We start from the raw sequence: 25,414 nt of genomic DNA on the forward strand, positions 1-25,414 counted from the left end.
ATCCACAGCAATATACAATTTGCATGGCCGTTTCCGATCGCGCATATCCCTTGGCCATAAACGGGGGACCAAATGAACGACGTGGCGACGATCCGTGCGGTGCGGCCGCAACCGGAAAACGATACGCTTCCGCATAATATCGAGGCCGAGCAGCAGCTTCTTGGCGCGATCCTGACCAACAACGACATCTACGACCGGATCGCCGCGCTCGTGAAGGCCGAGCATTTCTTCGAACCTGTCCATCAGCGCATCTTCGAGATCGCCGTCGCGCGCATCCAGAAGAACGCGCTCGCCTCGCCGGTGACGCTGAAGGGCTTTCTGGAGGAAGACGAGGGGCTGAAGGCGCTTGGCGGGCCGGCCTATCTGGCCCGGCTCGCCGGCGCTGCCATCTCGGCCTTTGCCGCGCGCGACTATGCGCAGATGATCTATGAACTGGCCGTCCGCCGCGAGCTGATGCGGCTTGGCCAGGACATCACCGACCGTGCCAAGACGATCGAGGTCGACAACGATCCGAAGGACCAGATCACCGAGGCCGAGCAGCGGCTTTACACGCTGGCCGAACAGGGCACGGTCGAAAAAGGGTTCGTATCCTTCCTGAAGGCCACGACCGAGGCCGTGCAGTCGGCGCTCGCCGCCTATCAGCGGGATGGCGGGCTCTCGGGCGTCTCCACGGGCCTTGCCGATCTCGACAAGAAGCTGGGCGGTCTTCACCCGTCCGACCTTCTGATCCTTGCGGGCCGCCCGTCGATGGGGAAAACCTCGCTCGCGACCAACATCGCCTTCAACATCGCCAAGGCCTACAAGAAGGGCAAGAAACCCGATGGAAGCGAAGGCGCGGTTCAGGGTGGCGTTGTCGGCTTCTTCTCGCTGGAAATGTCAGCCGAACAGCTTGCCGCCCGTATCCTGTCGGAAGCCTCCGAAGTGCCGTCGGAACAGATCCGCCGCGGCGACATGACCGAGGCCGAGTTCCGCCGCTTCGTCGAGGCTGCGAAGGCGCTGGAGACCTGCCCGCTTTATATCGACGACACGCCGGCCCTGCCGATCAGTCAGGTGACCGCCCGCTGCCGCCGCCTGAAGCGGACCCATGGGCTAGACGTTGTAATGGTCGATTATCTCCAGCTTCTGCGCGGCACCGGCAAGGGCGACAACCGGGTGCAGGAGATTGCCGAAATATCCATGGGTCTCAAGGCTTTGGCGAAGGAGCTTAGTGTGCCTGTCGTGGCCCTGTCGCAGCTCAGCCGTCAGGTTGAAAGCCGCGACGACAAACGGCCGCAGCTGTCGGACCTGCGGGAATCCGGCTCCATCGAGCAGGACGCGGACGTCGTGATGTTCGTCTACCGGGACGAGTACTACAAGGAACGCGAAAAGCCCGGAGATCATGAGCTTGAGAAGATGGCCGCCTGGCAGGAGATCATGGAACAGGTCCATGGCAAGGCCGAGGTCATCATCGGCAAGCAGCGTCACGGGCCGATCGGCACGGTGGAACTCAGCTTCGAAGGCCGCTTCACCCGCTTCGGCAATCTGGTGAAGCCATGGCAGCAGGGCAGCGGCGATTTCTGACCCAACCGTTTGTGACTGGACAGGCAGGCGGCGCCTTGCGACGCTTGCCCATGCGCTGTTTCCTCCTCCTGTTTCTCCTCGCCCTGCCCGCCTGGGCGGAGGAGGTCGATCTTGAGCTTCTTCTCCTCGTCGATGTCTCCCGCTCCATGTCGCCCGCCGAACTGGAACTGCAACGGCGTGGTTACGCCGAAGCCTTGCGCAGCGACAGCGTCGCCGCTGCCCTCAATCGGTCGCTGACCGGGCGGATTGCGCTGGCCTATGTCGAATGGGCGGGGGAATACCGCCACAACGTAGTGCAGGATTGGGCACTTATCGAAAGCCGCGCCGATCTCGATGCTTTCGCAACGACACTTGAACAGCAAAAGACGGTAACACAAAGTCGCACGTCAATCTCTTCAGCCCTGCGCCACGGGGTCTTCCTTCTCGAAACGAACCGGTTTGAAGGGATGCGCCGCGTCATCGACATATCTGGCGACGGGCCAAACAATCAGGGCGGCCTGGTGACGAAGGCGCGGGACGAGGTTCTGGCCGCGGGCATCGTCATCAACGGATTGCCGCTGATGACCTTTGATGCGGGCACGGCGATGTGGAGGATTGACGATCTGGACGTCTACTACGCCGAATGCGTCGTCGGCGGTCCGGGCGCTTTTGTTCTGCCGGTGCGCGACTGGCCCGACTTTGCCGCTGCCGTGACCCGCAAACTTGTGCTTGAAATCGCGGGCGTTGCGCCCGAACGGCTGATCCTCGCGCAAGCAAGCACACCTTATGACTGCCTGATCGGTGAGAAGATGTGGCAGCGGCTCCGGCGAAACTTAGACATTCCCTGAGGTGGGCGAAACTGCGCTTGCCTCGTTCCGGCGCGCCTGCGAAAAGGTCGCCTATGGCCGGATCAAAACTCACCATCGACCTCGACGCGATTGTCGCCAACTGGCGGGCGCTCGCCCATGCGTCAGGCCATACCGAGGCCGGAGCGGTCATCAAGGCCGATGCCTATGGGCTGGGTGCGAGCCGGGTGGGACCGGCCCTTGCAAAGGCGGGCGCGCGCCGGTTTTTCGTGGCGCTTTCCGAAGAGGGCGCCATTCTGCGCAGGGCCCTTGGGCAGGGGCCTGAAATCTACGTCTTTTCAGGCCATATGGCGGGGGATACGGCGTCCATAGCGGATCATGCTCTCATCCCGCTCCTGAACTCACCTGAACAGGTTGCCCGGCACCGGACGGCCCTGCCCGGCCATCCCTTCGGCATCCAGCTCGATACCGGCATGAACCGGCTGGGTATGGAAGAGGCGGAATGGCGGACTTTGTCCGCCGACCTCATTGCCGACGGACCGCGTCTGATCATGTCGCACCTCGCCTGCGCCGATGAGGCAGATCACCCGATGAATGCAGCCCAACTGGCCGCCTTCCGCCGCATGACCGACGACACGGGTGTGGCCCGCTCACTGGCGGCGACCGGTGGAATCCTGCTTGGACCTGATTACCATTTCGACATGACCCGGCCAGGTATCGGCCTTTATGGCGGCCTGCCCTTTGCGGGTGCGCAGCCGGTCGTTCACCTGTCACTGCCTGTGATCCAGATCCGCGATGTCGCGGCCGACGAGACAGTGGGGTATGGCAACGCATGGACCGCGAGTGAACCATCCCGTATCGCCACTCTGGCAGCCGGCTATGCCGATGGCCTGATCCGGGCCATGACGGGCCGCGCGCGGGTCTTCGCGGGCGATACGCCTTGCCCGCTGGTGGGCCGTGTGTCGATGGACATGATGGGGGTAGATGTCACCCATCTGGACCGGGCACCGGAGGTTCTGGACATCCTCTGCCGCGCCCAGGGCGTCGATACACTGGCGGACGCCGCCGGGACCATCGGCTATGAAATCCTGACCTCTCTCGGCAACCGGTACGAGCGCAGCTACACGGGCACCGGCGCATGAGCATACTCGCCCCTGTCGCGGCTCTCGGTCGTCTCGTACTCAGTAGTCTGGCCATGCTCGGCCGGATGGCGATCTTTGCGGGGGAAACGCTCAGTCACCTCGTGCGTCCACCCTTTTACCCGAAAGAGTTCCTCGCGGCCTTGATGCAAATCGGCTGGTTCAGCCTGCCTGTCGTAGGCATGACAGCACTCTTCACGGGTGGTGCGCTGGCGCTGCAGATCTACGCGGGCGGCGCGCGGTTCTCGGCCGAGGCGGTGGTGCCCTCCATCGTCGCCATCGGCATGGTGCGAGAACTGGGGCCGGTGCTGGGCGGGCTGATGGTGGCCGCGCGCGTGGCGTCGTCCATCGCGGCCGAGATTGGCACGATGAAGGTGACCGAGCAGATCGACGCTTTGACAACTTTGTCCACCAACCCCATGAAATACCTAACAGTTCCGCGCGTTCTGGCCGCCACCCTAGCGGTGCCGGTTCTGGTCGCAGTCGGCGACAGCATCGGCATATTCGGCGGTTATCTGGTCGGCGTGAACCGGCTGGGTTTCAACCCCGCCACCTACCTCAAGAATACCCGCGAGTTTCTGGAAGTCTGGGACATCGTCTCGGGCCTCTGGAAGGGGGCCGCCTTCGGCTTCATCGTGGCGCTCATGGGCTGCTATTACGGCATGAATTCGGGCCGTGGCGCACAAGGCGTGGGCCGGGCCACCAAGGCCGCGGTCGTCGCGGCCTCCGTCCTGATCCTTGCCACCAACTACATCCTGACGGAGGTCTTTTTCTCCGCATGATCGAGCTTCAGGACGTCCACAAGGCTTTCGGCAAGAACCGTGTTCTGCGCGGGGTGAACCTGATCGTGCCCTCGGGCGAAAGCATGGTGATCATCGGCGGGTCCGGTACCGGAAAATCGGTTCTTCTCAAATGCATCCTTGGCCTTGTTCATCCAGACAGCGGCACGATCCTCCTGGATGGCGAGGATGTGGAAAAGGCCGCCCGCGACGCTTTCCTCGCACGCTTCGGCATGCTCTTTCAGGGGGGTGCGCTCTTTGACAGCCTGCCCGTCTGGCAGAACGTCGCCTTCCGCCTGCTGCGCGGGTCGCTGAAGCGACCGAAGGATGAAGCGCGCGAGATTGCCATCGAGAAACTACGCCGCGTCGGACTGAAGCCGGACGTGGCCGACCTTTTCCCGGCTGAACTTTCGGGCGGCATGCAAAAACGTGTGGGCCTTGCCCGCGCCATCGCTGCCGATCCCGAAGTGATCTTCTTCGACGAGCCGACAACGGGCCTCGACCCGATCATGGCAGGCGTAATCAACGAACTGATCCGCGAGATCGTGACCGAGATGGGTGCGACGGCGATGACGATCACCCATGACATGTCCTCGGTCCGCGCCATTGCCGACCGCGTGGCGATGCTGCATGACGGGGTCATTCAATGGACCGGACCCATCGCGGAAATGGAGACAACACCAGACCCTTACGTGCAGCAGTTCACGCACGGCCGCGCCGAAGGGCCTATTGCCGCCGTACGCTGATACGGTTTGCCATCGGCGGGTTTGACACTCCCCCAGGTTGTACCTAGTCTGGTCCTATCCTTTCAATCTTTTTAGGGCTGGAGACCAGTGATGACTTCGGCTCAGGGTGCGGTAAGCGCCCTTTACATCCTGTTCGCTATCCTCTGCGTCCCACCCCTGCTTGGTGTGTTGATCGGTATGCGCCGGGCACATCAAGCCACCGAACGGTCGATCGGTGGCAGCCTCTTCCTTGTCGGCGCACTATTCTCGGGGGCAGCATTTCTGTTCAATCTCGGCGTGACAATCGGTGCCATCCTCGGAATCGCTCGGGGCGTATTCGAGTTCGGCCTGATTCATGTCGTCGCCGCTGCCCTCGCCTGGCTATGCTTCTGGCTCTGGTTGACAATGGTCATATTGCGGAAACGGCGATCCCGGCACCGGAATTGGTAATACTGGGCCTTGTCCGCCGTGACACGCCATGTATCCATTGCGCCATGATCCGTGCCGCCAACCTTGCTTTGCTTGTCCTGTTTCCCGTGTCGTGGTTCGCGCCGCTTCTGCGTGCAGGCCTGCTGCCGTTCTTCGACCTCGACTCGATCTCGGTCGTGACCGGGCTGCAAGCGCTCTGGGAGAAGGATGTAGTGCTGGCGCTCGTCGTCACCTTCCTGGCAATCTTTGCGCCCTATATGAAAACGATCGGTCTCGCACTTGTACAGTTCCGCCTCGCCTCGCCGCGCATTCTCGGGGTCCTGCACCAGCTTGGACGGTTGGCAATGGCCGATATCTTTTTGATTTCGCTTTATATCGTGCTGGCCAAGGGCGTAGGCGTGGGCCGGGTCGAAACCGCCTGGGGGCTTTATCTTTTTACGGCCTGCATTCTGGCGTCTTTGGCAATCTCTTTTCGGACCGAACACGAACGCATGCCGCCCAATAACCGCTGACGCGGGTTCCTCTATCGGCCTTGCCGAGTAACGCAGCTTCGGGCAGGTAATGCACATGGCGAAATCAGGCCCCTCTTTCACCTGTACCGAATGCGGCGCGGTCCACAAGAAATGGACCGGGCGCTGCGATGCCTGCGGCGCGTGGAATTCCATTGTCGAGGAAACGCCGCTTACGGCCGGTCCAACATCGAAGACGCTGGGCGCGGCGCGTGGACGGCAGATCGCACTGACCACCCTCGCGACCAAGGAGGTTCCTCCGCCACGCGCGGCATCGGGTCTGGGCGAGCTGGACCGCGTGCTTGGCGGCGGGCTGGTTCCCGCCTCCGCTATACTTGTCGGCGGCGATCCCGGCATAGGCAAATCGACGCTTCTGTTGCAGGCCGCCGCCAGTTTCGCCCGGCAGGGTCTTTCGTGTCTTTATGTCTCGGGCGAGGAAGCATCGGCTCAGGTCCGCATGCGCGCCCAGCGGCTGGGGCTGGCTGATGCGCCGGTGCAGCTTGCCGCGGAGACCAGCCTGCGCGACATCCTGACGACACTCGACACCGTCAGGCCCGACCTCGCGATCATCGATTCGATCCAGACGATGTGGGCGGACAACGTGGACAGTGCTCCGGGCTCTGTCGCGCAGGTCCGTGCCGCCTGCCACGAGTTGGTGAGTTTCGCCAAGAAACGCGGCACCTCTGTTATCCTCGTCGGCCACGTCACCAAGGAAGGCCAGATCGCTGGCCCCCGTGTGGTCGAACATATGGTCGATACCGTGCTTTACTTCGAGGGCGAGCGCGGCCACCAGTTCCGCATCCTGCGCGCGGTCAAGAACCGCTTCGGCCCGGCCGACGAAATCGGCGTCTTCGAAATGACTGGCGCCGGACTGGCCGAGGTTGCCAACCCCTCCGCGCTCTTCCTCTCAGACCGTGGGCAGGCCAGCCCCGGCTCGGCGGTCTTCGCCGGCATCGAAGGCACGCGACCGGTTCTGACGGAGATTCAGGCGCTGGTCTCGCCCTCGCCGCTCGGCACGCCGCGCCGAACGGTTGTCGGTCTCGATTCGGGCCGCATCTCCACAATCCTCGCGGTTCTGGAGGCACGCTGCGGCATCCCCTTTGCCGGGCTCGACGTCTTTCTGAACGTCGCTGGCGGCATGCGCAGCACCGAGCCGGCGGCTGATCTGGCGGTCGCGGCGGCGCTTCTGTCGGCGCGCGAAGATGTTGCACTTCCGCCAGACATGGTGATTTTTGGTGAAATCAGTCTTTCCGGAGCCCTGCGTCCTGTAGGACAATCAGAAAACAGATTGAAAGAAGCAAAAAAACTTGGTTTCTCACAGGCGATCGCGCCAGAAAGAAGCAAGATCACCGGGGGCGGCGGGATGCGGGTACGAAAGATGCCCGATCTCATAACGTTTGTCGGCGACATGTTCGCGGCAGGCTGAACGCAAGGAGCGAGGGCATGGAAGGCTTTACGATCGTTGATGCCGTAGTTGCGGCAATCATTCTCATATCCGCGATCCTCGCCTATGGGCGTGGTTTCGTGCGCGAGGTTCTGGCCATTGCAGGCTGGGTCGCAGCGGCTGTCGTGGCTTTTATCTTCGCACCCCAGGCAGAACCGCTGATCCAGCAAATCCCGGTTCTGGACAAGTTCCTCGGCGACAGCTGCGAACTGTCGATCATCGCTGCCTTTGGCGGTGTCTTCGCGGTGGCGCTGATCGTCATGTCGATCTTCACGCCGCTCTTTTCCTCGGCGGTCCAGCGTTCGGCGCTTGGCGGCCTCGATCAGGGGCTTGGCTTCCTCTTCGGGGTGCTGCGCGGTATCCTCCTCGTTGCTGTCGCCTTCGTGGTTTATGAACGGGTTCTGGTCGACTCCACCATCCCGGTCGTCGACAAATCCCGTTCCGCCGAAGTTTTCGCCACGTTCCAGGATCGCCTGAACGAGGAGATGCCGGAAGACGCACCGCGCTGGATCACCGAGCGCTATCAGCAGCTTGTCGGCGCATGCGGCGCGCCCACCGAGACGGCACCGACCACCGCCAACTGAGAATCCTGGCCTGTCACGCCCGGTCTTTTGTGACATGGGCGTGACATAGGCGGCACGAGCCTCTAAATGGGGGCCAAATCCCCTGTACCGGATTCGGAGACAAGGCCCATGCGCCCATTCCTGAGCCACCCCTTCGACGACGACAAGTTGAAGGAGGAGTGCGGTGTGTTCGGCGTGATCGGCGTGACCGATGCCGCGAATTTCGTGGCGCTTGGCATGCATGCGCTTCAGCACCGCGGGCAGGAGGCGGGCGGCATCGTCGCTTATGATCCCGAAACCGGGTTCAACAATGCCCGCCGTTTCGGCTATGTGCGCGACAACTTCACCAAGGCAGACGTGATGGCCACACTGCCCGGTTCGCTCGCCATCGGTCATGTCCGCTATTCCACGGCCGGGTCGAAGGGCGCGACTGCGATCCGCGACGTTCAGCCGTTTTTCGGCGAGTTCTCCATGGGCGGCTGCGCGGTAGCCCATAACGGCAACCTGACCAACGCGACGCAACTCCGGAAGGAGTTGATCGAGCGTGGCTCGATCTTCCAGTCCTCGTCGGACAGCGAATGCATCATCCACCTGATGGCGCGGTCGATCCAGAAGAACATCCCCGAACGGATGAAGGACGCCCTTCGCGCCGTTGAGGGTGCGTTCTCTGTCATCGCCATGACGCGCACCAAGCTGATCGGCGTGCGAGACCCGCTCGGCGTGCGACCGCTGGTTCTGGGCAAGGTCGGTGACGACGGCTATGCGCTGTCGTCCGAGACATGCGGCCTCGACATCATCGGCGCCGAGTTTGTGCGCGAGATCGAGCCGGGCGAGATGGTCGTCATCTCGAAGGGCAAGGTCGAAAGCTCCCGCCCCTTCGGGTCTGCCAAATCGCGGTTCTGTATCTTCGAGCATGTCTATTTCTCGCGCCCCGATTCGATCCTCGGCGGCCGTTCGGTCTATGAGACCCGCCGCCAGATCGGCGTGGAACTGGCCAAGGAAAGCCCGGTCGAGGCTGATCTGGTCTGCCCCGTGCCCGATAGTGGCACCCCCGCGGCAATCGGCTATTCACAGCAATCGGGCATTCCCTATGCGATGGGCATCATCCGCAACCAGTATATGGGCCGGACCTTCATCGAGCCGACCGAACAGATCCGCAACATGGGCGTCCGGCTGAAGCTGAACGTCAACCGCGCGCTCATCCGCGGCAAACGGGTAATCCTTGTCGACGACTCGGTCGTGCGCGGCACGACCTCACGCAAGATCAAGGACATGATCCTCGACGCGGGCGCGGCCGAGGTACATTTCCGTATCGCCTCGCCCCCCACGGCCTGGCCGTGTTTCTACGGCGTCGACACGCCCGAGCGCGAAAAACTCCTCGCCGCGACGATGAGCGAGGACGAGATGCGCGACTGGATCGGGGTGGACAGCCTCAAGTTCATCTCGCTAGACGGCCTCTACCGCGCCGCGGGCGAGGCCAAGGGCCGCGACAAGACCTGCCCGCAATATTGCGATGCCTGCTTCTCCGGCGAATACCCAGTCGCTCCCTCGGACCAGATCGCCAAGGGCTTTGCGATGAAGGCGGCGGAGTGAGCGACCAGCCGGTCCGCTACCGCCCCCACCATTTCCTTTGCTCGCTCGGCTTCGAGGGCAAGGGCTATTCCGACGACTTCACCGCCAATATGACGGCCATCGTCATGGGGCGTTTGCGCGCCGATGGCGGGGATGAAACGAAGATCGAGGTCACCGGCGCAACCGACGATATCTGTGCACCCTGCCCCAAAAGGCGTGGGCGGCTTTGCACGAATGAACCGAAGATCAAGGTTCTCGACCGCGCCCATGCCGCCGCGCTGAAGCTTGCGCCGCGCGAGCAGCTCACATGGGGCGAGGCCAAGGCCCGCATCCGCGACAACGTCCCGCCGGGTAGCCTCAAGACACTCTGTCAGGGCTGCGAATGGGAGCCTTACGGCATGTGCGAGGCCGCCCTTGAACGACTTCACGAAGACCAGACCTGATCCAAAGGAAAACGCCGCCCCGTAGGGCGGCGTTTGAGATATCAGTCAGGCAAGACCTGATGATCAGGCCTTGCGGCCCTTCAGTGCGGCCCAAGCCCCGGTGACCAGCAGAGCCGCGATCACGGCCTTGACGGCGTCACCGATCAGGAAGGGCGCCATGTAGTACTGCCAGATCATGCCAAAGCTGTCGGCACCCCATTTCGCGGTGTCGATCCCGGCGATCTCAGCCAGCGACATCGCCCAGAGAACGCCCGGGATGTAAAGCAGCGCCGAGGCGAGCAGCGCCACAGCGGCGGTGCCGATAACGCCCTTCACGCCACGATCCGCCGCATAGCCGACGATCGCCGCCATCATGACGAAACCAATGAGGAAGCCGGCGGTCGGACCGAAAAAGGCCGCGCCATTGCCACCATTGGCAAAGACCGGCAGACCCATCGCACCCTCGCCGAGATAGGCAATAAGCGTCAGCGCGCCCATCCGCGCGCCGAATGTCACGCCGACGATCAGGATCGCCAGCGTCTGCAGCGTCATCGGCACCGGCAGCATGGGCACCGAGAGCTGCGCCGCAATGGCGATGAAGAGCGATCCGCCCACCACCATCAGCGCACGGGTCAGTAGCGATTGCGACGGCGCAAGGGCCTTTGCAAGGGTCATCAGCGGAATCCTTCCTCTGGGTCAATTTGGTCCGCAATTTCGCGGCAGTGCAGCGACAAGTCAATCTCTTCTGTTGTATTGGCACGCTGGCAATGCGAAAGGGGCGCCATGAACGACGCATCGAAAACCAAACTCGCCCTCGTGACCGGCGCCTCGCGCGGCCTCGGCTTTGCTGTGGCCGCCGCCCTTGCCTCAAGGGGCTGGCACGTCCTTGCCACGGCCCGCACCGTCGGGGGGCTGGAAGAGCTTGACGACCGCATCCAGGCAGCGGGCGGCAGTGCAACGCTCGCGCCGATGGATATCACGGACGACAAAGCGATGGCCCATCTCGCAGGCTCCATCGCCGAACGCTGGGGCAGGCTCGATCTCTGGGTCCATGCCGCGATCCATGCCGCGCCACTGGCACCTGCGGGGCATCTCGACCCCAAGGATTTCGACAAGTCTGTCGCCTGTAACCTGCGAGCTACCGCTTCGCTCATTCCGATGCTGGAACCCCTGCTGCGCACCGCACAAGGCACCGCCCTGTTCTTCGACGACCCGCGTGGCGGCGAAAAGTTTTTCGCCAGCTACGGCGCAACGAAGGCCGCGCAGATCGCGCTTGCCCGGACATGGGCCGCAGAATGCGAAAAGATCGGCCCCCGCATCCTGATCGAAACGCCGAAGCCGATGGCCACCGCCACCCGCGCCCGCTTCTTTCCCGGCGAGGATCGCAGCGCACTCGCCGATATCCACGACGAAGCCGAACGCCTGCTCACCCGCATCTGATTTCTTCTTGGAAAAAATACTCTCGCCGAAGGCAGCGCGGGAACCGCGCTCCGGCACGGTGACCCGCGCCCGACCCCGGACGAAAAGTAACCCGGCGCAACCGGGGGCCATCGCCGCTTTACCCTCCCGTCCCGCTCGTCTAATCAGGGGCAAAGCATCAGGGGCCCGGGCATGCGTATCCTCATCACCAATGACGACGGCATCAACGCCCCCGGGTTAGAGATTCTCCAGTCGATCGCAGAGGATATCGCGGGCCCTGAGGGCGAGGTCTGGACCGTTGCGCCGGCCTTTGAGCAGTCCGGCGTCGGCCACTGCATCTCCTACACCCATCCGATGATGATCGCGAAGCTCGGGAAACGACGCTACGCGGCCGAGGGATCGCCCGCCGACTGCGTCCTTGCGGGCATCTACGACGTGCTTCAGGGCGGTCGACCGGACCTTGTCCTTTCGGGCGTCAACCGGGGCAACAATTCGGCCGAGAACGTGCTTTATTCAGGCACCATCGGGGGGGCGATGGAGGCGGCGCTTCAGGGCGTTCCTGCCATCGCGCTTTCCCAGTTCATGGGACCGGCGACACAAGACCTCTCCACCCCCTTCGAAGCCGCGCGCGACCACGGCACGCAAGTCGTCCGCACGCTTCTCGACAAGGGCCTCTGGGATGGCAGCGACTACCGGCTGTTCTACAACGTCAACTTCCCGCCCGTCGCGGGCAAGGACGTGAAGGGCATGAAGGTCGCCGCTCAGGGCTACCGCACCGATACCTTCTTCGGAGTGGAGCCGCACATCTCCCCGTCGGGGCGCAAGTTTCTCTGGATCACCGGCGGGCCGCAGCACCACCCGACAGCACCCGGTACAGATGTCGCGGTCAATCTCGACGGCTGGATCTCGGTCACGCCGATGCGGGCCGACCTGACCGCGCACGACGCCATGGCCGAGCTTGAGGCGCGGCTCTCATGACTGACGCCGCCGAACTCAAGATGCGCTTTCTCTATGCGCTCCGCTCGCGCGGGGTAACCGACGGGCGCGTCCTGTCGGCGATGGAGAAGATTGACCGGGGCGTCTTCGTCAAGGGTCTCTTTGCCGAACGCGCCTATGAGGACACGCCGCTGCCCATCGCCTGCGGACAGACAATCAGCCAGCCCTCGGTCGTCGGATTGATGACCCAAGCGCTGGATATCAGCCCGCGCGACAAGGTTCTGGAGATCGGCACCGGCTCGGGCTATCAGGCGGCGATCCTTTCGCAGCTTGCCCGTCGCGTCTATACGATCGACCGCCACCGCAGGCTTGTGCGCGAGGCCGAGGAGGTCTTTCGCAACCTCAATCTGACCAATATCACCGCGATGACCGGAGATGGCAGCCACGGCCTGCCGGATCAGGCCCCATTCGACCGGATCATCGTCACTGCGGCGGCCGAAGACCCGCCCGGCCCCCTATTGGCTCAACTGCGCGAAGGCGGTATCATGGTCCTACCCGTCGGGCAGTCGGATGCGGTGCAACATCTCATCAAGGTGACCCGTCTGCCGCAGGGCTATGAGTACGAGGAACTTAGGCCGGTGCGCTTCGTGCCGCTGGTTGAGGGGCTGGGACAGGACTGAACGACAGCCAGCCCGTTTTGAAACACCAAACGCCCGACAATAAGGGCGAGCGAGACGAGGATGCGAGCCATGATCATTTCCCGCCCCACTGTCTTTCTGCGTGCTGCCCTTCTCGGCGGTAGTGTCCTGGCGCTGGCAGCCTGCGACCCGGACGGTAATTTCGATCTCGACATGCGGAATTTCGGCCAGACCGATTTCGATACGACATCAGCGGCCAATCAGGCCACCCAGCCGCGCCCGACACCCGACGCGCGCGGGGTACTGACCTATCCGAACTATCAGGTCGTGGTGGCGCGCCGGGGCGACACGGTTGAGAGCGTCGCGGCCAGGGTCGGCATCGCGCCGGTTGAACTGGCCAGCCATAACGCCATCGCGCCGGGCACCCTCCTGCGCGAGGGCGAGGTTCTGGCGCTGCCCCGCAACGTGGGCGGCGCCCTGACCCCGGCTGCTCCGGGCACGATTGATGTCACCACCATCGCCTCGGGCGCCATCGACCGCGCAGGCGGTACCCCGACCACCGTGACGCGCCAGCCGAGCAGCACCATTGCCGCGACCGAACCGATCCGCCACCGTGTCATGCGCGGTGAAACCGCCTATTCGGTCGCTCGGCTCTACAACGTCGACGTCAAGGCACTTGCCGACTGGAACGGCCTCGGCCCCGATCTGACCGTGCGCGAGGGCCAGACCCTGCTCATTCCCGTAACTTCAAGCGCCGGTGCCCCACGTGACATCGTAACGGCGCCCGGCGAAGGCTCGCCAACGCCCACACCGCCCTCGGCCTCCACGCCGCTACCGGACGAAACGACCCAACCGGCGGCGAAACCGGTTGAGACACCGAAACAACCCGATCTCGGATCGCAGACAACCTCGGCCTCGAAATCCAAACTGGCCATGCCACTTCAGGGCAACATAATTCGCGGCTACAGCGCCAAGACCAAGGGCATCGACCTTGCCGCCGCAGCTGGCACGACGGTTTCGGCAGCCGATGACGGGCAGGTAGCGGTGGTTACGAAGGACACGCAGGAAGTGACGGTGATCGTCGTCCGTCACGCCGACAACCTTCTGACATTCTATGCCAATGTCAGCGATCTGAAGGTCAAAAAAGGCGACAAGGTGAAACGCGGCCAACCCATCGCATCGGTCGCGAAATCTGACCCGGCCTTCCTGCGCTTTGGCGTCAGCATCGGCCCGAACAGCGTCGATCCGACACCCTATCTCCAGTAAGGTGGTTGCCCTGTGAAAGGCGCGCGCCTAGCTCGCGCGCGCCTCTTGGGCTGCGCCTTCGCCAACCCGGCGGCGGAAATCGGTCGCAAACATCGTCCGCGTGAAGCGGCCGAGCCCGGACGGATGCTCCCCGAAACTGTCGAGCCGTGACAGCAGCACGGATTTTACGCGCTGATCTACCTCGGTCGGAATCTCCCGCCGCTTGCCAAACCGGAACTCCGACAGGGGACGCTTGTAGTCCGACGCCCGCCACGCCGCGATGTCGTATTCCGTCTGCCAGAGCGGCGCTTCCTCCAGCGTCTTGCGGAAGGGAACGTGCAGCATGACGCAGCGGTAGAACCCAATAATCGCATCGAGCATCGCTGTCGTCTCACGGTCCTCGTCACCGAGCAGGTCGGCAATGGACGCACCGAGAAAGTCGAGCGCCTCCTGCACCAAAACAAACCGACCGATCATCGAGTATTTCGACAAGAGGTTGCCGCCAAGCTCCCCGCTGATCAGCCCGTCATAGTTTTGGGTGCTGGCCTCAACGCAGGCTTCGCGGGTGTCAAAGAGCTCGCTCTGGTTCTCTTCCAGATAGTCCGCGATCATCTCGCGGATCTTCTCCGGCGCCTTGTCGAGGTTTTCCAGCATGTGCCGCACCACGAGATAGGGCCGAACGCCCCGGTCGCGTGCGAACTGGAAGGCCTCCTGGAAGTTGTCCTCATAGAAGAAGATCGTCAGGAGCAGGTGGAACGCGCGGGTATCGAGATAATCCTGGAAGGTGAAGTCCGACGATTCCACCACCATCTCTTCGGTCTCGACCACCGTCTCGTCGCCGGTATAGCGGCCAAGACAACGCGCGACGATCCGGTGCTTGGTGCGCAGGCCGAATTCCCTGCGGCTTTCAGGATTTGCCAATGGCGCGCCGTGAAGTAGCATAAGCTGATGCGCGGCCACCCTGCTGACCCCGGTCTCGATCAGGTCATCGACCGCCTTCATGAAGCTTTCCTTGGTCTCGCCCGGCATACAGAGGATCAGTTCGCCGTAAGACTGCATGCCCTGATCGTGCAGTTCCTTCTGCACCTCGGAATAGGTGTCGAGCGAGATGTTGTCGCGCTTGATGTTCTTCAGAACAACCGGGTTCAGCGACTGCACCGACGAGGTCATCGGCAGCCGTCCCTTGGCCTTGCGCATCACCTTGATGATGCGGTCACCACGGTTCTTGCCAGTCGTCGTACGGATGTATTTGGGCCAGTCATAGGTATCCATTAGGTGGCCAAGGTAGTCGGCGACCTCTTCATCCTGCACATACATGCCGAAATTGTCGTCGGCGAAGCAGAGCGGGCTCGACCGGTCGATACGTTCGACGATGTAGTCGAGATCGGCCTTGGTGCGTTCGAAGGAATGCCGGAAGACTTTGGAGTTCGACTTCACCGAGGAATTGCAGAAGGTGCAGGTAAAGGGGCAACCCCGCGCAAGCTGCATCAGCGCGAAAAGCTTGGTATGGAAGAACTTGTCCATGAATCCGCCGAGATAGGGCGACGGGATTTCATCAAGGTCGCGCATCCGCTGCACTTCGCCGCCGCGAATGATCTCACCGGTCTTGCGGTCAACATAGAGTGAACCGTCAATGGCCTCTTCGAACAGTCCCTCGCGCCGCTCGCCGACCTCGATATAACGATTGATGAGGTTCAGAAACGCGCGTTCGCCCTCATAGGTGGGGCCGCGCACATGAATGTCGATCAATGGCATGTCCTGCATCCAGCTGGCCTGCTCGGCCTCGGTCAGTGGAAAGTTCGGGCCACCCATCAGCGTGACAACATTCGGATTGCGCGCCTTCACATAGTCGGCAAAGGACAGCGCCAACTGGTGGTTCCACGCATAGCTCGCAAAGCCAATCACATCGGGCACAGCCGCGTCGATCGCCGCCTTCAGCTCCTGCGGATCGCGATAGAGGCTGACCTCCAACCCCGATTTGGGCTTGGCGTATTCGCGCGCATAGGCTGCAAGGTTCGCCACGCCCAGCGGATAGGTGTCTGAGGTGGTTGATACAAGGTTGTGGCCAAGATCGGCCAGATAGAGACGCATACATCGGCTCCGGGAATACCTTCAAGAACGACCGTTAGACTAGCAACTTAGCCGCAAAATAGAAAACGCTTTCCTGCGATTGGTCACTGAAGGAAGGGATATCCATACCGTAGGATCGGATTGTGGCCTATAACGTGACGCCACGTCGCCCGGCGAGGTCAGTGAAGTATTGCCAGGCCACGCGACCCGACCGCGCGCCGCGCGTCGCCTGCCATTCGATGGCCTCGGCCCGTAGGGTCGCATCGTCGATTTTGACCCCATAAGCGTCACAATATCCCCGGATCATCGCGAGGTAGTCGTCCTGACTGCACGGATGGAAGCCGAGCCAGAGCCCGAAGCGGTCGGAAAGCGAGACCTTTTCCTCCACCGCCTCGGACGGGTTGATCGCGGTCGAGCGCTCGTTCTCGATCATGTCGCGCGGCATCAGATGGCGGCGGTTCGATGTAGCATAGAAGATGACGTTATCGGGCCGCCCCTCGATCCCGCCATCCAGAACCGCCTTCAAGCTCTTGTAATGCTGGTCGTCATGGGAAAATGACAGGTCGTCGCAGAAGAGGACAAAGCGGTGGTCCCTTGCTGCACGCAGATGCATCAGAAGTCGGCCGACTAAAGGCAGATCCTCGCGCGCAAGCTCCACGATCTTCAGCGTGAAGCCCTGCCGCCGTACCTCGGCGTGAACCGCCTTCACGAGCGACGACTTTCCCATCCCCCGCGCGCCCCAGAGGAGCGCGTTGTTGGCGGGCAGACCGCGCGCGAACTGAAGCGTATTGGCAAGAAGCGTGTCGCGCGACCGGTCGATGCCGACCAGGAGCGGCAGATCGACCCGGTTGACCTCCAGGACCGGTTCCAGCCGGTCAGGCTCCACATGCCAGACGAAGGCCTCCGCCGCCTCGAAATCCGGCGCCCTGCGGGGCGCGGGGGCGAGGCGCTCCAGCGCCTCGGCAATGCGGATCAGAATGTCGTCATTCATGCCTTCTTGGTCTCGTCCTCGGGCTCGTCGTCATCAAACTCGTCAAAGAGGCTTTCATCCTCGCCAATGATCCCCTCGGCCCGGGCCTCCTCATCCTTCTTCTTCTCGACCCATTGGACGAGGAAGATCGAAATCTCGTAGAGCCCGTATACGACGGTGAAGAGCATGACCTGCGTGGTCACATCGGGCGGCGTCACAACGGCGGCCACCGTCAGGATGCCGACGACTGCATATTTCCGAACGCCGCGCAGGCCGCGCGAACTGGCCAGTCCCGCCTTACCCATCAGCGTGAGAAGAACCGGAAGCTGAAAGCAAAGTCCGAAAGCCACGATCATCTTCAACGTGATGTCGAGTGTCTCATTCACCTTGCCGTTAAAGACAATGTTGATGCCCTCATCGGTCGCCGGGCTCGCCGCCTCTTCGCCTGTGATGATGGCGGCGAAATAGGAGGGCAGGTCGGCAAAGCCCAAGAAGAACTGCATCGCCAGCGGCACGACGACGAAATGGGCAAATGAAGCGCCAATCAGGAACAGGACCGGCGACGCGACCAGGAAAGGCAGGAAGGCCTGCTTTTCGGTGCGGTAGAGCCCCGGTGCCACGAAACGCCACATCTGATAGGCGATGACCGGAAAGGCCAGCGCCAGGCCGCCCACCATCGAGATGCGTATCAGCGTGAAGAAATACTCCTGCGGCGCGGTGTACTGCATTACCGGGTTCTGGTTGCCCAGATCGCGCATGGTCTTTTCGATCGGCAAAAGCAGGAAGTCGAGAAGCATGCTGCCGAAAGAGAAACAGATGACCATTGCCACGAGGAATGCACCAAGCGACCAGAGGATGCGCGTTCTGAGTTCGGCCAGATGCTCGATCAGCGGCGCGGTCGAATCGTCGATATCGTCCTTGCTCATGCCTCACCCTTCTTCGCAGGGGTCTTTGGCTTGGCCGCTGCCGATTTCTTCGTTGCTGACGGTTTCTTCGCGGGTGCGGCTTTGGCCGAGGTCTTGGTGGCCGGTTTCTTGGCTGCGGGTTTCGTGGCCGGTGTCGCCGGTTCAGGCTTTGGGGCCAGTTCCGGCTTCGCCTCGGGCGCTTTCGCGGCCTGGCTCTCAGCCAGCTTCGCCTTACGTTCGGCGGCTTCGGCGGCCTTCTTGTCGGCCAAAGCCTGCGTCGCGGGCCCTTTCGGCGTGGTGGATCCTTTTGCCGGGTCCCACTTCTCGAACTTCGAGGCAGCCTTGTCCAATGCGTCGAGGCCGAGATTTTTCTTCGACGTCATCGCCTTCAGCTCATCCGCCGTTTCCTTGACGCCAGTTTCCTTGGCCGCATCGTCCATCGCGCGCTGGAACTCCCGCCCCATCGCGCGGGCTTTCGCGGTGAAGCGCCCGAGTGTGCGGAACATCCCGGGCAGGTCCTTGGGCCCCACCACGATCAGCGCCACGATGCCGATGAGCAGAAGCTCACTCCAGCCGATATCAAACATGTCCGTCGCGCCCCTTCAGGCGAAGACCAAGGCTCAGGCCTTGTCCTTCTCGTCCTCGGGCGTCACGTCTCGGGCTTTTTCGGCCGAGGCCTTCTCGATCTCTTCGCTGCCGTCCTTCACACCTTTCTTGAAGGCGGTGATGCCCTTTCCGACCTCGCCCATGAGCGACGAGACCTTGCCGCGGCCGAAAAGCACCAGAACCACGACGGCGATCAGAAGAAGGCCAGGAATACCGATATTGTTGAGCATGTGTATCTCCCTGAGGCGCATCCCCTCGCGCCCTTACGTTGCCCTACCGATGTAGTCCCTCGCCGCACCCGCTCAAAGCGACAAAAGTCCGATAAACTGTGGCCAGCCCCTTGATGGGCCCCGGCAACTGACAGTATTTTGTCAGTTGCACCCTTCAAAGGTCCTCCCATGCGCCGCAATGACCGCCTGTTCCAGCTTTTGCGCATCCTGCGCGACGGTCAGTTGCACCGTGCCATCGACCTGTCTGAGACGCTCGGCGTATCGGTCCGCACGATCTGGCGCGACATGGCGACACTGGTCGAACGCGGACTGCCGGTATCCGGCGAACGCGGCGTGGGTTACGTCCTGCGCGATCCGGTCACTTTGCCGCCAATGGCACTGACCAAAGACGAATTCGAGGTCCTGCGGCTTGGCATCTCCCTCGTCGGTGGCGCCGCCGATCTGGTCCTTTCCCGCGCCGCGGCGAGCCTGCGCGCCAAGATCGCCGCCGTATCACCGGCTGATGCGGGTGACACCGGCGTCGACACTTTCGTCTTTTCCAGCGCCGAGGCCGCCCGCGCTGCACCGCATCTGGGGTTAATCCGCCGTGCGGTCAGGGAGCACCTCACTCTGTCGCTTGCCTATCGTGGGGCAGAAGCCGGTCGGGTGCGCCCCCTACATCTCGACTACTGGGGCAAAGTCTGGACACTGACATGCTGGAGCGAAAACAGGAATGACTTCCGTATCTTCCGCGTCGATCTTATTACAGCCCTGAACCACGACGGCGGCGCGTTCCTTCCCGAACCAGGAAAGACCGTCGATGACTATCTCGCCCGGATCACTCCGGCCTGAACTTCACCCGTTAGAGGGAAAGACGAAGCAACGGTCGCGCCGGATCATCAGCCACATCACCGTTCCGGGTTTCGGCAGGAAGACGGCGGGAACCGTGGCTTTCAACATCTCGCCACCCTCTTCCATGCGGAATTCCACGAGGCTCTCACGGCCCATGAAACGGGCGCGTTCGACCGTCGCGCGGGCGGCGGTGCCGTCCATCGGCGTGGGGTTCGGACCGCGGCCCGCGCGGTCGAAGTCAATCTTGAGGTGCTGGGGACGGATGACGATCTCTACCTCGGTCCCGTCGGGTACCCCTGGCGCGAGAAATTCGCCGAAAGGCGTGCGCGTGAGGGCGCCCTGAACTTTCGCCCGCAAAATATTGATATCGGAGAAGAAAGCGGCAGCTTCACGATCCACAGGCGCATTGTAGATATTGTAGGGCGCACCCTGCTGAACAATCTTACCCCTTCGCATCAACGCGATCTCGTCGGCCATGCGCATCGCTTCATGCGGTTCATGGGTGACAAGAAGAACCGCAGTGCCTTCCTCTTTCAGAAGCGCCAGAGTATCGTCGCGGATACCGTCGCGGAGGCGTTCGTCGAGACCGGAGAACGGCTCATCCATCAAAAGGATACGCGGCGACGGCGCCAATGCGCGGGCAAGCGCTACACGCTGCTGTTCACCGCCTGAGAGTTCATGCGGATACTTTGGACCGAAACCCGAGAGCGAAACACGCTCAAGAAGCGCATCAACACGGGCCGTCGCGGCGCCCTTCAGTCCGAAAGCGATGTTCTCGGCCACGCTCAGATGCGGGAAGAGCGCGAAATCCTGAAACATCAGGCCGATGGAGCGCCGTTCCGGCGGGATGCGGAAGACCGTGTCGCAGATCAGTTTGCCATCGACGTGGATCGTGCCCTGATCCTGCATGTCGACACCCGCGATCATCCTCAGCGTTGTCGATTTGCCGCAGCCCGACGGGCCGAGAAGGCAGGTCACCTGCCCCGCCTCGATGGTGAGCGAGACATCGTCAACCACAGTCCGTCCGTCGAAACGGCGCACAAGGTTTCTGACCTCAAGTCTCGGCGGTGTCCCGGTCACGTCTTTCCCCAACCCTGAGCGATTTTCTCAGGCTTAAGTCCGGATAACAGGCCGACGCGCGGGCCGCAAGCATGAGGGTTCGGCCTCGGCCTGAGGGTTGAGCCGCCGGGGGCGCTGCCCCCGGACCCCCGGTGTATTTCGGCCAAGAAGAAGATCAGAAGGTCGTATTAATGGCGCCGCCATCGAGGAGGATGTTCTGGCCGACGATGAACCCCGCATGCTGAGAGCAGAGAAAGGCGCACATCGCGCCGAATTCCTCCGCAGTACCGTAGCGGCGGACAGGTATGCTGGCAGCGCGGTTTGCGCGGGCTTCTTCGATCGTGATGCCCTGTGACTTGGCCAACCCGCCATCCAGCGCATCGGCCCGGTCGGTCGCGTGGATACCGGGCAGAAGGTTGTTGATCGTCACCCCGTGTGGCGCGACCTGGCGGGAAGTGCCGGCGACATAGCCCGTGAGCCCGGTCCGGGCGGCGTTCGAAAGCCCGAGCTGGGCGATGGGAGCCTTGACGGATTGCGAGGTGATGTTGACCACCCTGCCCCAACCCCGCCCGATCATCCCGGGCAGAAGCGCGGTCATCAGCGCGATGGGCGTCAGCATGTTGGCATCGAGCGCGCGAATGAAATCCTCGCGATCCCAGTCCGACCAGAGACCTGGCGGCGGACCGCCTGCATTGGTGACGAGAATGTCGACGTTCCCGGCGGCCGCGAGTACCTCGGCCCGACCCGTCTCGGTCGCGATGTCGGCGACGATCCCGGTCACGCGGACACCGTAGGTTCCGCGCAACCCCTCGGCTGTTGCGGCAAGTGTCTCAGCGCCGCGCGCGTTCAGCACCAGGTCGACACCTGCAGCGGCCAGCGCCTCGGCACAACCACGCCCAAGCCCTTTTGAAGAGGCGCAGACCAGCGCCCGTTTGCCGCGAATCCCCAGATCCATCTCTTCCTCCCTGCTCTGCGGGCGAGCATAAACAAATGCGGGGCCGATGCCATCAGCATCGACCCCCGAGCACCTGCCGCCCGAACCCAAGGTCGAGATGGTGGCGATCGACGTCAGGCGACCCTTGCGGAAAACCGGTACTCGATCTGGCCGAAAGCGGCCTCGGCGAACCCATAGGCAAACCGCAGACCATCCGGCCCGGCGACCGTGCCATGTTCGGCATTGCCGGGGATGTAGATGGCCACACCCGGGACAATTTCATGCGCGACCCCGTCGATGGTGACGATGCCCGAACCGGTAAGACCGAAGTAAAATTCGGCAGGCGCATGGACATGCGGATGGAGCGTGCCGCCCGGGCCGAATTCCGCGATGCCGAGGACGAATTCGCTGGTATTGGTTTTCTCGCCCGAAATGAGCGTCTTCCAGGTGACTGTACCAAAGACCGGATCGGTGCCGCCTTCGGATGCAACATCGGCGGCATTCACCACAAATGCTTGCACTGAAGGTGCTTTTGGGCAGTTATCGGCCGGTTTCAGATCGAACGCGCCGGTCACAATGTCGGCTGACGCGTCTTGGAACTGAACGAGTGCGGTCATTTTCGGCGCCTCCGTGGCGGTGTTTCAGTTCGACCATATTGCGTTTCGGCAATGTTCAGGCAATGCTCGAAAAAATTCTAACATTATACGCTGGGATTATAATGGAAGCCCGTCTCCCCTCGTTTTCCGGCCTCACCGCCTTTTACGCCGCCGTCCGCCATGGCACGCTGACCGGCGCTGCGCGGGAGCTGAACGTCTCGCAGCCCGCGGTCTCGCGCCGCATCGCGCAGCTGGAGGCGGATCTCGGCACGCACTTATTCGACCGCTCGCGCAAGCCGGTGCAGATGACCGAGGCGGGGCGCGAGATGATGGCAGCCCTGCGCACGAGCTTCGAAACGATCGAGGTAGCGACCGACCGCATCCGCCGCGCGGCCAAGGGACGGGTGGTCACGGTGTCCGGCCCTTCGGGTTTCGTGGCCTTCTGGCTGATCCCCCGGCTTGGCGCCCTGCAGGAGGCCTTTCCGGGCACCGTCATCCGCATCATCTCGATGGAGCAGGGCGAGGCCGGGCGGCCCGGCGACGTGGCGATCCGCTTCGGCGCACCGAACCCGGCGCGGCCCGATGAGATCAAGATCCTCGGCGAAGAGGTCTTTGCCGCAGCGAGCCCCCTTTACTTGTCCCGGAACACCGCTCCCTCGACGGTGGACGATTTCGCGGGCCACACGCTTCTAACCATGGAGGGCACAAGGCGGTTCTGGCACGACTGGCCAAGCTGGTTCGAGGCGCGGGGCGCAAAGATGCCCGGTGATGTCCGCAGCCTCGATTTCAACACCTATGCAATGCTGGTCAATGCTCTTCTGGCGGGACAGGGCATCGGGCTTTGCTGGTCCGGTCTGCTCGATACATTCCTTGAGGCCGGTGCTCTCGTGCAACTCAGCGACCAGTCAGCGGCGTCAGAACGGGGATATTTTTTGTCTCTTCGCGACGATCTCACTGCGCGATCCGAGGTACGAAGCGTACTGGACTGGATCGCCGCGGCTGGCGGGGCAGATGCGTTGACGTAGAAGCCGCCTCGCTGATAATCGGGACCTGTCGCCACGGCGGCGATACTCCGGAACGCAGATATGCCCGACCACCTCTGGCCCCTTCCCGCCCATACGGCGCACGCCTATGATGCAGATACGCTGCGAGTGTCGAGCGGTGCCAATCTGGGCGACCCTATTGCCCAGGCGACATTCTGCGAACTGGGCGATATATATCGCCTTTCGTCCGACGCTCTGGCCAGGCGGCTGATGTTGCGCCCCAATACGGACGATCCGGCATTGCTTTGCATTGCCGAAGGCTCCGAGATCGGCAAACCCGGCGACGCAGTCGCCGTTCTGTCGGTGCTGACGCTGATGGCCCCGGACGGGGACAAGGTGGAAACCCTTTTCGTCCGGCATGACGCGACCGGAGCGGGTTATGCCTTGCCGCTGTCGCCGATTGCGCCCCGGACGGATTATACACTGATCGCAAGCCGTGAGGATATGGGCGGCATCCGTATCACCGACATGATCTGCACCTCATTCGCGGTGGGTACAATGATCACGCTGCCCGGCGGCGCGCAGCGCCCGATTGAAGCGCTTGCCCCCGGCGACGAGGTTCTGACACGCGATCACGGGGCCCAGCCGGTGCGTTGGATTGGTAGGGCGACGATGCGGGCCATCGGTGGTTTTGCGCCGATCGTCATCGCTGCGGGGACGCTTGGCAACCTTGCCGACCTCGTGGTCAGCCCGCATCACCGCATCTTCATCTATCAGCGTGGACGGCGCCTGGGCAGCACTGCGGAACTGCTGGTTCAGGCCCGGTATCTGGTCGACGGCGATCGGGTCGAGCGGCGCGAGGGCGGCTTTGTCGATTATTGCTGCCTGGTGTTTGACCGGCATGAGATCATCTATGCAGAAGGCATTCCGGCCGAAAGCCTTATGGTCAACGAGGCGACCATCCGTCGCCTGCCCCCGGAACTAGCCGATGAGGTGCGCGCCCGCTTTCCCGGCCTCAGCCAGAGCCAGCATTTCGGCACCGAGGCTGGGCGCGAAATGCTGGATGATGCGGCACGGAGACAGCTTCTGGGGCGTTGAAGACGGCACCCGTGCGGCCAATCGGCGCAGCCGTGTTGATAGGACGCAAAGACACGACCATCTGGACGGCATAGGTGTCAGAGAGGAGGCTACACATGCCGCGCTATTTCGTTGCAACCGATCTTTCCGATCGGGGGGATCGGGCAGTTCATCGTGCGATTCTGATGGCTGCAAGCATGGACGCCGAGCTAACGGTGTTGACCGTGGTCGACGATGCACTTCCGGTAGCTATTGCCGCGCAGGTGGCGGAAGCCGCGGAACTGGAGTTGTCGCGGATCGTCGCGTCGTTCCCTGAAGCCGCCAAAGCGCAAGTCAGCATAAATGTCGTCACCGGCGACCCTGCAAGGACGGTCGCCGAACGTGCCACAGAGGCAAGGGCCGACCTGCTGATCCTCGGGCGGCACCGGGAAAGACCCTTTGGCGATCTCTTCCGCCAGACGACGGCACAACGGATCATCACGCTCGTCACCTGCCCCGTCCTCTTGGTCTCTGCCACGCCTGCCGCCCCATACAAGCATGTGCTACATGCCATCGACTTCTCGCCGGCATCGGCAGCTGTGGCACAAGCGGCCCTGTCCCTTGCACCAAAAGCCCGACACGAGGGTCTTCATGTCTACCATGTGCCATTTCGCGGCCTTGTCCCGGGGGATCAGCTTCCGGCCTTTCTTCATGAGGCCGAGGATGCCGAAGCGGACTGGCGCACGCGGTTCGGTATCGGGGCCGATACCCTCTCCATCCGCCTTTTGGAAGGCGGAGTTCAGAGCGAACTGACGCAGGCTGTTGCGAAGGGCAAACCCGATCTGGTCGCGGTGGGAGCACATGGCCGAAGCGCGATATCCCGGGCAGTTCTCGGCAGCGTGACGACGATGCTGATGTGCGAACCGCCCTGTGATCTGCTGATCGCAAGGCCGGGTCCAGCGCGTATCGGCTGAGATTGCAGACGTCCCGGCATCCGGCTATAGGGGCG

At 62.7% G+C, this 25,414-nt stretch carries 28 protein-coding genes; 19 read left to right on the forward strand and 9 right to left on the reverse strand.

Going from position 1 to position 25,414, the window contains the following annotated elements:
- The first annotated feature begins 72 nt into the window (after window positions 1–72).
- The 11 genes from OEZ71_RS01505 (at window position 73) to OEZ71_RS01555 (ending at window position 9,948) form a co-directional block, all read left to right on the forward strand.
- Window positions 73–1,560, forward strand: coding sequence for a replicative DNA helicase (locus OEZ71_RS01505; protein WP_263738155.1), 1,488 nt, complete (start codon window positions 73–75; stop codon window positions 1,558–1,560).
- A 50-nt stretch (window positions 1,561–1,610) separates the two neighbouring features.
- Window positions 1,611–2,387, forward strand: coding sequence for a DUF1194 domain-containing protein (locus OEZ71_RS01510; RefSeq protein ID WP_263738156.1), 777 nt, complete (start codon window positions 1,611–1,613; stop codon window positions 2,385–2,387).
- Between the two features lie 53 nt (window positions 2,388–2,440).
- Window positions 2,441–3,487, forward strand: coding sequence for an alanine racemase (gene alr / locus OEZ71_RS01515; protein ID WP_263738157.1), 1,047 nt, complete (start codon window positions 2,441–2,443; stop codon window positions 3,485–3,487).
- Window positions 3,484–4,266, forward strand: coding sequence for an MlaE family ABC transporter permease (locus tag OEZ71_RS01520; protein WP_263738158.1), 783 nt, complete (start codon window positions 3,484–3,486; stop codon window positions 4,264–4,266). Before alr ends, OEZ71_RS01520 begins: the two co-directional genes overlap by 4 nt.
- Window positions 4,263–5,009: an ABC transporter ATP-binding protein gene (locus OEZ71_RS01525; protein WP_263738159.1), complete on the forward strand. Its 747-nt coding sequence runs from the start codon at window positions 4,263–4,265 to the stop codon at window positions 5,007–5,009. The genes OEZ71_RS01520 and OEZ71_RS01525 overlap by 4 nt, the downstream gene beginning before the upstream one ends.
- Before the next feature lie 90 nt (window positions 5,010–5,099).
- Window positions 5,100–5,438, forward strand: coding sequence for a hypothetical protein (locus tag OEZ71_RS01530; RefSeq protein WP_263738160.1), 339 nt, complete (start codon window positions 5,100–5,102; stop codon window positions 5,436–5,438).
- A 44-nt stretch (window positions 5,439–5,482) separates the two neighbouring features.
- Entirely contained in the window at window positions 5,483–5,929 is a 447-nt protein-coding gene (locus tag OEZ71_RS01535; RefSeq protein WP_263738977.1) for a paraquat-inducible protein A, read from the forward strand.
- Window positions 5,930–5,984: 55 nt separating this feature from the next.
- Entirely contained in the window at window positions 5,985–7,352 is a 1,368-nt protein-coding gene (gene radA, locus OEZ71_RS01540; protein WP_263738161.1) for a DNA repair protein RadA, read from the forward strand.
- 17 nt (window positions 7,353–7,369) lie between these two features.
- Window positions 7,370–7,954, forward strand: coding sequence for a CvpA family protein (locus OEZ71_RS01545; protein WP_263738162.1), 585 nt, complete (start codon window positions 7,370–7,372; stop codon window positions 7,952–7,954).
- 108 nt (window positions 7,955–8,062) lie between these two features.
- Window positions 8,063–9,526 carry an amidophosphoribosyltransferase gene (gene purF, locus OEZ71_RS01550; RefSeq protein ID WP_263738163.1) on the forward strand — a complete coding sequence of 488 codons (1,464 nt, stop codon included), beginning with the start codon at window positions 8,063–8,065 and terminating at the stop codon, window positions 9,524–9,526.
- Window positions 9,523–9,948, forward strand: coding sequence for a DUF1284 domain-containing protein (locus OEZ71_RS01555; protein ID WP_263738164.1), 426 nt, complete (start codon window positions 9,523–9,525; stop codon window positions 9,946–9,948). Before purF ends, OEZ71_RS01555 begins: the two co-directional genes overlap by 4 nt.
- 63 nt (window positions 9,949–10,011) lie before the next feature.
- Here the strand turns inward: OEZ71_RS01555 and OEZ71_RS01560 are convergent, their stop codons facing one another.
- Window positions 10,012–10,602 (reverse strand): biotin transporter BioY, encoded by a 591-nt coding sequence (locus tag OEZ71_RS01560; RefSeq protein WP_263738165.1) that lies wholly within the window; start codon window positions 10,600–10,602, stop codon window positions 10,012–10,014.
- Window positions 10,603–10,710: 108 nt separating this feature from the next.
- Between OEZ71_RS01560 and OEZ71_RS01565 the strand changes: the two genes are divergently transcribed.
- From OEZ71_RS01565 to OEZ71_RS01580, 4 genes are all read left to right on the forward strand, one after another.
- Window positions 10,711–11,367: an SDR family oxidoreductase gene (locus OEZ71_RS01565; protein WP_263738166.1), complete on the forward strand. Its 657-nt coding sequence runs from the start codon at window positions 10,711–10,713 to the stop codon at window positions 11,365–11,367.
- 171 nt (window positions 11,368–11,538) lie between these two features.
- Window positions 11,539–12,324 carry a 5'/3'-nucleotidase SurE gene (gene surE, locus OEZ71_RS01570; RefSeq protein WP_263738167.1) on the forward strand — a complete coding sequence of 262 codons (786 nt, stop codon included), beginning with the start codon at window positions 11,539–11,541 and terminating at the stop codon, window positions 12,322–12,324.
- Entirely contained in the window at window positions 12,321–12,962 is a 642-nt protein-coding gene (locus OEZ71_RS01575) for a protein-L-isoaspartate(D-aspartate) O-methyltransferase (protein ID WP_263738168.1), read from the forward strand. Before surE ends, OEZ71_RS01575 begins: the two co-directional genes overlap by 4 nt.
- A 69-nt stretch (window positions 12,963–13,031) precedes the next feature.
- Complete coding sequence (locus OEZ71_RS01580) at window positions 13,032–14,186, forward strand: peptidoglycan DD-metalloendopeptidase family protein (protein WP_263738169.1); 1,155 nt, start codon at window positions 13,032–13,034, stop codon at window positions 14,184–14,186.
- 27 nt (window positions 14,187–14,213) lie between these two features.
- On the opposite strand, the gene OEZ71_RS01585 is transcribed toward OEZ71_RS01580, so the two are convergent.
- The 5 genes from OEZ71_RS01585 to OEZ71_RS01605 form a co-directional block, all read right to left on the reverse strand.
- Window positions 14,214–16,256 (reverse strand): B12-binding domain-containing radical SAM protein, encoded by a 2,043-nt coding sequence (locus OEZ71_RS01585; protein WP_263738170.1) that lies wholly within the window; start codon window positions 16,254–16,256, stop codon window positions 14,214–14,216.
- A 127-nt stretch (window positions 16,257–16,383) separates the two neighbouring features.
- Window positions 16,384–17,226: an ATP-binding protein gene (locus OEZ71_RS01590; protein ID WP_263738171.1), complete on the reverse strand. Its 843-nt coding sequence runs from the start codon at window positions 17,224–17,226 to the stop codon at window positions 16,384–16,386.
- Window positions 17,223–18,131, reverse strand: a complete 909-nt coding sequence (gene tatC, locus OEZ71_RS01595; protein WP_263738172.1) for a twin-arginine translocase subunit TatC — start codon at window positions 18,129–18,131, stop codon at window positions 17,223–17,225. The genes OEZ71_RS01590 and tatC overlap by 4 nt, the downstream gene beginning before the upstream one ends.
- Window positions 18,128–18,697, reverse strand: coding sequence for a Sec-independent protein translocase protein TatB (tatB, locus tag OEZ71_RS01600; protein ID WP_263738173.1), 570 nt, complete (start codon window positions 18,695–18,697; stop codon window positions 18,128–18,130). Before tatB ends, tatC begins: the two co-directional genes overlap by 4 nt.
- Window positions 18,698–18,730: 33 nt before the next feature.
- Window positions 18,731–18,946, reverse strand: coding sequence for a twin-arginine translocase TatA/TatE family subunit (locus tag OEZ71_RS01605; RefSeq protein WP_263738174.1), 216 nt, complete (start codon window positions 18,944–18,946; stop codon window positions 18,731–18,733).
- A 168-nt stretch (window positions 18,947–19,114) separates the two neighbouring features.
- Between OEZ71_RS01605 and OEZ71_RS01610 the strand changes: the two genes are divergently transcribed.
- Window positions 19,115–19,777: a helix-turn-helix transcriptional regulator gene (locus OEZ71_RS01610; RefSeq protein ID WP_263738175.1), complete on the forward strand. Its 663-nt coding sequence runs from the start codon at window positions 19,115–19,117 to the stop codon at window positions 19,775–19,777.
- Window positions 19,778–19,780: 3 nt separating this feature from the next.
- Here OEZ71_RS01610 and OEZ71_RS01615 read toward each other — a convergent pair whose 3' ends face one another.
- The 3 genes from OEZ71_RS01615 to OEZ71_RS01625 all read right to left on the reverse strand — a co-directional run bounded on the left by OEZ71_RS01615 (window position 19,781) and on the right by OEZ71_RS01625 (window position 22,387).
- Entirely contained in the window at window positions 19,781–20,857 is a 1,077-nt protein-coding gene (locus OEZ71_RS01615; protein ID WP_263738176.1) for an ABC transporter ATP-binding protein, read from the reverse strand.
- A gap of 154 nt (window positions 20,858–21,011) precedes the next feature.
- Window positions 21,012–21,791, reverse strand: a complete 780-nt coding sequence (locus OEZ71_RS01620; RefSeq protein ID WP_263738177.1) for an SDR family oxidoreductase — start codon at window positions 21,789–21,791, stop codon at window positions 21,012–21,014.
- A gap of 113 nt (window positions 21,792–21,904) precedes the next feature.
- Window positions 21,905–22,387, reverse strand: a complete 483-nt coding sequence (locus OEZ71_RS01625) for a cupin domain-containing protein (protein ID WP_263738178.1) — start codon at window positions 22,385–22,387, stop codon at window positions 21,905–21,907.
- A 101-nt stretch (window positions 22,388–22,488) separates the two neighbouring features.
- Here OEZ71_RS01625 and OEZ71_RS01630 point away from each other — a divergent pair, with 101 nt between their 5' ends.
- The 3 genes from OEZ71_RS01630 to OEZ71_RS01640 all read left to right on the forward strand — a co-directional run bounded on the left by OEZ71_RS01630 (window position 22,489) and on the right by OEZ71_RS01640 (window position 25,379).
- A complete protein-coding gene (locus OEZ71_RS01630) occupies window positions 22,489–23,391 on the forward strand; it encodes a LysR substrate-binding domain-containing protein (protein WP_263738179.1) in 903 nt (300 codons plus the stop codon).
- 60 nt (window positions 23,392–23,451) lie between these two features.
- A complete protein-coding gene (locus tag OEZ71_RS01635) occupies window positions 23,452–24,447 on the forward strand; it encodes a Hint domain-containing protein (RefSeq protein WP_263738180.1) in 996 nt (331 codons plus the stop codon).
- Window positions 24,448–24,542: 95 nt separating this feature from the next.
- Window positions 24,543–25,379 (forward strand): universal stress protein, encoded by an 837-nt coding sequence (locus OEZ71_RS01640; RefSeq protein ID WP_263738181.1) that lies wholly within the window; start codon window positions 24,543–24,545, stop codon window positions 25,377–25,379.
- The last annotated feature ends 35 nt before the right edge of the window (window positions 25,380–25,414 follow it).

Source organism: Albidovulum litorale (assembly GCF_025751495.1).
Classification (GTDB): domain Bacteria; phylum Pseudomonadota; class Alphaproteobacteria; order Rhodobacterales; family Rhodobacteraceae; genus Albidovulum; species Albidovulum litorale.

Bases quoted from the DNA above. Each gene is read 5' to 3' on its own strand.
- OEZ71_RS01505 (WP_263738155.1), top strand. From the start codon at position 73: ATGAACGACGTGGCGACGATCCGTGCGGTGCGGCCGCAACCGGAAAAC.
- OEZ71_RS01510 (WP_263738156.1), top strand. From the start codon at position 1,611: ATGCGCTGTTTCCTCCTCCTGTTTCTCCTCGCCCTGCCCGCCTGGGCG.
- alr (WP_263738157.1), top strand. From the start codon at position 2,441: ATGGCCGGATCAAAACTCACCATCGACCTCGACGCGATTGTCGCCAAC.
- OEZ71_RS01520 (WP_263738158.1), top strand. From the start codon at position 3,484: ATGAGCATACTCGCCCCTGTCGCGGCTCTCGGTCGTCTCGTACTCAGT.
- OEZ71_RS01525 (WP_263738159.1), top strand. From the start codon at position 4,263: ATGATCGAGCTTCAGGACGTCCACAAGGCTTTCGGCAAGAACCGTGTT.
- OEZ71_RS01530 (WP_263738160.1), top strand. From the start codon at position 5,100: ATGACTTCGGCTCAGGGTGCGGTAAGCGCCCTTTACATCCTGTTCGCT.
- OEZ71_RS01535 (WP_263738977.1), top strand. From the start codon at position 5,483: ATGATCCGTGCCGCCAACCTTGCTTTGCTTGTCCTGTTTCCCGTGTCG.
- radA (WP_263738161.1), top strand. From the start codon at position 5,985: ATGGCGAAATCAGGCCCCTCTTTCACCTGTACCGAATGCGGCGCGGTC.
- OEZ71_RS01545 (WP_263738162.1), top strand. From the start codon at position 7,370: ATGGAAGGCTTTACGATCGTTGATGCCGTAGTTGCGGCAATCATTCTC.
- purF (WP_263738163.1), top strand. From the start codon at position 8,063: ATGCGCCCATTCCTGAGCCACCCCTTCGACGACGACAAGTTGAAGGAG.
- OEZ71_RS01560 (WP_263738165.1), bottom strand. From the start codon at position 10,602: ATGACCCTTGCAAAGGCCCTTGCGCCGTCGCAATCGCTACTGACCCGT.
- OEZ71_RS01565 (WP_263738166.1), top strand. From the start codon at position 10,711: ATGAACGACGCATCGAAAACCAAACTCGCCCTCGTGACCGGCGCCTCG.
- surE (WP_263738167.1), top strand. From the start codon at position 11,539: ATGCGTATCCTCATCACCAATGACGACGGCATCAACGCCCCCGGGTTA.
- OEZ71_RS01575 (WP_263738168.1), top strand. From the start codon at position 12,321: ATGACTGACGCCGCCGAACTCAAGATGCGCTTTCTCTATGCGCTCCGC.
- OEZ71_RS01580 (WP_263738169.1), top strand. From the start codon at position 13,032: ATGATCATTTCCCGCCCCACTGTCTTTCTGCGTGCTGCCCTTCTCGGC.
- OEZ71_RS01585 (WP_263738170.1), bottom strand. From the start codon at position 16,256: ATGCGTCTCTATCTGGCCGATCTTGGCCACAACCTTGTATCAACCACC.
- OEZ71_RS01590 (WP_263738171.1), bottom strand. From the start codon at position 17,226: ATGAATGACGACATTCTGATCCGCATTGCCGAGGCGCTGGAGCGCCTC.
- tatC (WP_263738172.1), bottom strand. From the start codon at position 18,131: ATGAGCAAGGACGATATCGACGATTCGACCGCGCCGCTGATCGAGCAT.
- tatB (WP_263738173.1), bottom strand. From the start codon at position 18,697: ATGTTTGATATCGGCTGGAGTGAGCTTCTGCTCATCGGCATCGTGGCG.
- OEZ71_RS01605 (WP_263738174.1), bottom strand. From the start codon at position 18,946: ATGCTCAACAATATCGGTATTCCTGGCCTTCTTCTGATCGCCGTCGTG.
- OEZ71_RS01610 (WP_263738175.1), top strand. From the start codon at position 19,115: ATGCGCCGCAATGACCGCCTGTTCCAGCTTTTGCGCATCCTGCGCGAC.
- OEZ71_RS01620 (WP_263738177.1), bottom strand. From the start codon at position 21,791: ATGGATCTGGGGATTCGCGGCAAACGGGCGCTGGTCTGCGCCTCTTCA.
- OEZ71_RS01625 (WP_263738178.1), bottom strand. From the start codon at position 22,387: ATGACCGCACTCGTTCAGTTCCAAGACGCGTCAGCCGACATTGTGACC.
- OEZ71_RS01630 (WP_263738179.1), top strand. From the start codon at position 22,489: ATGGAAGCCCGTCTCCCCTCGTTTTCCGGCCTCACCGCCTTTTACGCC.
- OEZ71_RS01635 (WP_263738180.1), top strand. From the start codon at position 23,452: ATGCCCGACCACCTCTGGCCCCTTCCCGCCCATACGGCGCACGCCTAT.
- OEZ71_RS01640 (WP_263738181.1), top strand. From the start codon at position 24,543: ATGCCGCGCTATTTCGTTGCAACCGATCTTTCCGATCGGGGGGATCGG.